This window comes from Streptomyces sp. OfavH-34-F (assembly GCF_022347745.1).
GTDB lineage: Bacteria > Actinomycetota > Actinomycetes > Streptomycetales > Streptomycetaceae > Streptomyces.
The window spans coordinates 1-4,262 of sequence record NZ_JAKRGC010000430.1; the positions used below are offsets into that span (position 1 = coordinate 1).

3 protein-coding genes are annotated in these 4,262 nt (G+C 73.7%); 2 read left to right on the plus strand and 1 reads right to left on the minus strand.

The features are described 5' to 3' along the window. Window positions 1-222 precede the first annotated feature (222 nt). Together MHW47_RS32675 and MHW47_RS32680 are read left to right on the plus strand one after the other, a co-directional pair. The gene (locus MHW47_RS32675; RefSeq protein WP_239227468.1) at window positions 223-651 is read left to right on the plus strand and encodes an ATP-binding protein; all 429 of its coding nucleotides are present in this window, start codon (window positions 223-225) and stop codon (window positions 649-651) included. A 194-nt stretch (window positions 652-845) separates the two neighbouring features. Beyond that, complete coding sequence (locus MHW47_RS32680; protein ID WP_239227470.1) at window positions 846-3,404, plus strand: SpoIIE family protein phosphatase; 2,559 nt, start codon at window positions 846-848, stop codon at window positions 3,402-3,404. A gap of 25 nt (window positions 3,405-3,429) precedes the next feature. Here the strand turns inward: MHW47_RS32680 and MHW47_RS32685 are convergent, their stop codons facing one another. After that, window positions 3,430-4,143: a PspA/IM30 family protein gene (locus tag MHW47_RS32685; RefSeq protein WP_239227469.1), complete on the minus strand. Its 714-nt coding sequence runs from the start codon at window positions 4,141-4,143 to the stop codon at window positions 3,430-3,432. Window positions 4,144-4,262: the final 119 nt, after the last annotated feature.

Sequence of the window (4,262 nt, forward strand, 5' to 3'; positions counted from 1 at the left end):
CCGGAGGCGGGCACCGGCGGCGCACGGGCGCGGACGGGGCGCCCGCGGTGCGGAGCGCGGCGCCGGGTGCGTGCGCCCCCGCTTCCCGGGGCACCCGTACGTGCGCACCGCCGTACACCCGTACGCCCCGCGTGTCGAGACCAGCGGTATTCGGTGCCGAATTTCGGGTATGTGCTGCTTTGTCCCCCCGCAGCAGGACATCACCGTTGCCGGCTCTTGGGAGTGATCGGCGTGACCGAAACCGAAGGCGATTGCGCCGAGTGGAGCTTTCCGGCCGACCCCGGGGCCGTGCGTGCCGCCCGGCACGCGGTCCGGGGCGCGCTCGGCGGGTGGGGTCTCGACGCGGCCGTGGTCGACGAGGCGGTTCTGCTGGTCAGCGAGCTGGTGACCAACTCCATGCGCTACACACCGGGGCCCGTCGGCGTGCGCGTGACGCACCCGAGGCGGGCCGGTGACCGCGCCGCCGCGCTCCCCGGTCTGGTGGTGGAAGTCTCCGATCCGCTTCCGGTTGCACCCACCGAACGTACGCCGGGGCCCGACGAGGAGAGCGGCCGGGGACTGCAGCTCGTGGCCCGCGCGGCTCGCCGCTGGGGCACCCGGCGGGGAAAGAGCGGCAAGACGGTGTGGTTCGAGCTGGCTCTGCCTGGTTAGGAGTGAGGTTGGGACGCACAGCGATCACCGGAGGTCGGGAAGAACCTGGCTGAAAGGGACTGAGACCGTGCTGTGATCGTGAACGCCGTGCCGGACGGGGCCGTAGTGCTGAATACTGCGGGCATGACCGGTCCGGTGTGTGAGCTGGAGGGGACGGTCGCGTGAGCGAAATACCTGGGACAGCGGGCGACGTGGTGTGGCAGAGCAGTCCGCCTGGCTCGATCTACGACTACATCAGAGTCGCCTCCTTCTCGATCGGGCCGGACGGGCTGATCGAGCAGTGGAGCCGCCGGGCCGCCGGTCTCTTCGGCGTGGCCGCGCGGGACGCCCTGGGCAAGGACCCGGTCGAGGCGTTCCTGCCGGGCGAGGTCCGCCGCGAGGGCCACCGCAGGGTGGGCGAGGTGCTCGACGGCAAGGAGTGGACGGGGCTCGTCCCGTTCCGGATGCCCGGCGAGGGCGGGGCGCACGGACTGGCCGAGATCTATGTGATGCCCAGTGAGACCGCCACCGGCGAGCGGGCGGCCGTCTGCATCGTCGTGGACGTCCGCGCACTGCGCCGCATCGAGACGGATCTCGCCGCCTCGCAGGCGATTTTCGGCCAATCTCCCTTCGGTTTCGTGTTGTTCGGTACCGACCTCACCGTCGTCCGCGCCAACGAACGCTTCGCCACCGTCTTCGGCGGCCGGGCCGACGACCACCGCGGCCGCACCGTCGCCGACTACCTCACCGGCGCCGAGGCCGACCGCCTCACGGCCACCCTCGAACGGGTGCTGGAGACGGGCAACTCCGTCACCGACCTCCAGCTCGTCGGCACGGCCCCCGGGGACACCGAACGCCGCCACTGGTCGATGAACCTCTACCGGGTGCACAGCGGTTCGGGCCGCCCCATCGGCATCGCGGGCCTCGCCACCGACGTGACGCGGCGCCACACCGCCGCCCGCGAGGCCGCCAGCGCCCGCCGCAACCTGGCCCTGCTCAACGAGGCCAGCGCCCGCATCGGCAACTCCCTGGACCTGGAGACCACCGCCCGCGAACTCCTCGACGTCGCCGTGCCGGTCTTCTGCGACATGGCCTCCGTCGACCTCTACCAGGCCCTGCTCACCGGCGACGAGGCGGCGCCCGGCAGCTGGAACGCGCTGCCGCGGGACGCGGTCGGCGGCTCCGCCGAACTGCGCCGCGTCGCCTTCGCCAGCGCCGTGTCCGACGCCGTCCCCGCCCACGGCGCCGCCGACTCCGGGCCCCCGGGCGGGACCACCGGACCCCCCGCGCTCGGCGCGGTCCACCGCTACCCCTTCGGCTCGCCCTGCGCCATCGCCCTGCGCACCGGCCGCGCGGCCGACGTGCCCGGCGACGACCGGGGCTTCGTGCAGTCCACGCTCGCCGTGCCGATGGTCGCCCACGACACCGTGGTCGGCCTCGTGCGGTTCTCCCGTACGAAGGGCAGCGAGCCGTTCGACGACCGGGACCGGACCCTGGCCACCGAACTGGCCGCCCGCGCCGCCGTCTGCATCGACAACGCCCGCCTCTACCGCCGCGAGCACGAACGCGCCCTGATCCTCCAGCGCAGCCTGCTGCCCCCCGGCGACCCGGAGGCCGCCGGGCTCGACATCGCCTGCCGCTACCTGCCGGGCAACACCGCCAACGAGGTCGGCGGCGACTGGTTCGACGTGATCGAGCTGCCCGGACACCGCACCGCCCTCGTCGTCGGCGACGTCATGGGCCGCGGGCTGCGCGCCGCCGTGGCCATGGGCGAACTGCGCACCGCCGTGCGCACCCTGGCCCTGCTCGACCTGGAGCCCGCCGAAGTGCTCTCCGCGCTCGACGAGGTCGCCCGCGGGCTCGGCACCCCCGGCTCCGCCTCCTCCTCCGGCGGCGGGGGAGCCCAGTGGCCCGCCCGCGCCGCGCACAAGTCCCGCGAGGCGGACCTCTCCGAGGTGTACCTCGCGACCTGTGTCTACGCGGTGTACGACCCGGTCACCCGGCGCTGCACCTTCGCCAACGCGGGCCATCTGCCGCCCGTCGTGGTCGAGCCGGGCGAGGCCGCCCAACTGCTCGACGTACCCCCCGGCATGCCGCTCGGCGTCGGCGGCGAACCCTTCGAGGAGGTCGAGGTCGAGCTGAAGGAGGGCGCTCTGCTCGGCCTCTACACCGACGGGCTCGTCGAGTCGCGCGACCACCCGCTGGACGAGGGCCTCGCCGCGCTCCGCAAGGCGCTCATCGCCCCCGAACAGCCGCTGGAGGACGTCTGCGACCGGGTCCTCGGCTCGCTGCACACCCGGCACGGCGAGGACGACATCGCCCTGCTCATGGCCCGCATCCAGGGCCTGCCCGCCGAGGCCGTCGGCGACTGGCGGCTGCCCCGCGAACTCCGCTCGGTCGGCCGCGCCCGCGAACTGGCCCGCGACCAGCTGACCTCCTGGGGCCTGGAGGACCTGGTGGACACCACCGAACTCCTGGTCAGCGAGCTGGTCACCAACGCCCTGCGCTACGGCGAGGGCGAGATCAGGCTCCGGCTGCTGCGCGACCGCACCCTGGTCTGCGAGGTCTGGGACGCCGGCCTCGTCCAGCCCCGCCGCCGCCGCGCCCGCGACACGGACGAGGGTGGCCGGGGCCTCCAGCTCGTCGGACTGCTCAGCGCGGCGTGGGGCGCGCGGCGGACCCCGCGCGGCAAGACCGTCTGGTTCGAGCTGCCGCTGCCGGACGGCCGGCCGCCCGCCGAACGCTCGGTGGAGGAACTGCTCAGCATGTTCTGAGCCCGGCCCGCCCGCCGCGCCCGCGTCACTTCGTGGTCTTCAGCGCGGCGAGGCGGGCCTCCACCTCGGCGCTGTCGCCCAGCGCGTCCAGCTGCTCGAACTGCGCGTCCAGCGAGGAGGCGGCCAGCTCCTGCTTGCCCACGGCCCGCGCCTCCTCCCGGCGCACCTTGTCCTCGAACCGGCTCAGTTCGCTCGTCGGGTCCAGCACGTCGACGCTGCCGACGGCGTCCATCATCCGGTTCTGCGCCTCCGCCGACCTGGCCCGGGCCACCAGCTCGTCCCGCTTCGCCTTCAGCTCCGCCAGCTTCGCCTTCATCCGGTCCAGGCCCGCCTTGAGCTTGTCCACCACCTCGGTCTGCGCGGCGATGACCGGCTCGGCGGTCGCGGCCTCCTTCTCGGACTGGAGCTGCCGGCCGAGCGCGACCTTCGCCAGGTTGTCGAACCGGTCCGCCTCCGGCCCCGAACCGCCCGCCCGCAGCTCGTCCGCCTTGCGGCTGGCGGCCAGCGCCTTTCCGCCCCACTCCCGCGCCGCCTCGACGTCCTCCCGGTGGTCCTGCTCCAGCAACCGCAGATTGCCGATGGTGGCGGCCACCGCCTGCTCGGCCTCGGCGATGTTGGCCGTGTAGTCGCGGATGAGCTGGTCCAGCATCTTCTGCGGGTCCTCCGCCTGGTCGAGCAGCGCGTTGATGTTGGCCTTCGCCAACTGCGTGACGCGTCCCAGAATCGTCTGCTTGCTCATGGCACCTCTCCTGTGTCCGGCCGCCCCCGGTGGGTGGGCGCGGGGCGGGGTTTACGGGAACGTGGGGCGGGCTTTACGGGTACCGGGGACGGGACGGGCGCGGGGTTCACGGGGGCGGC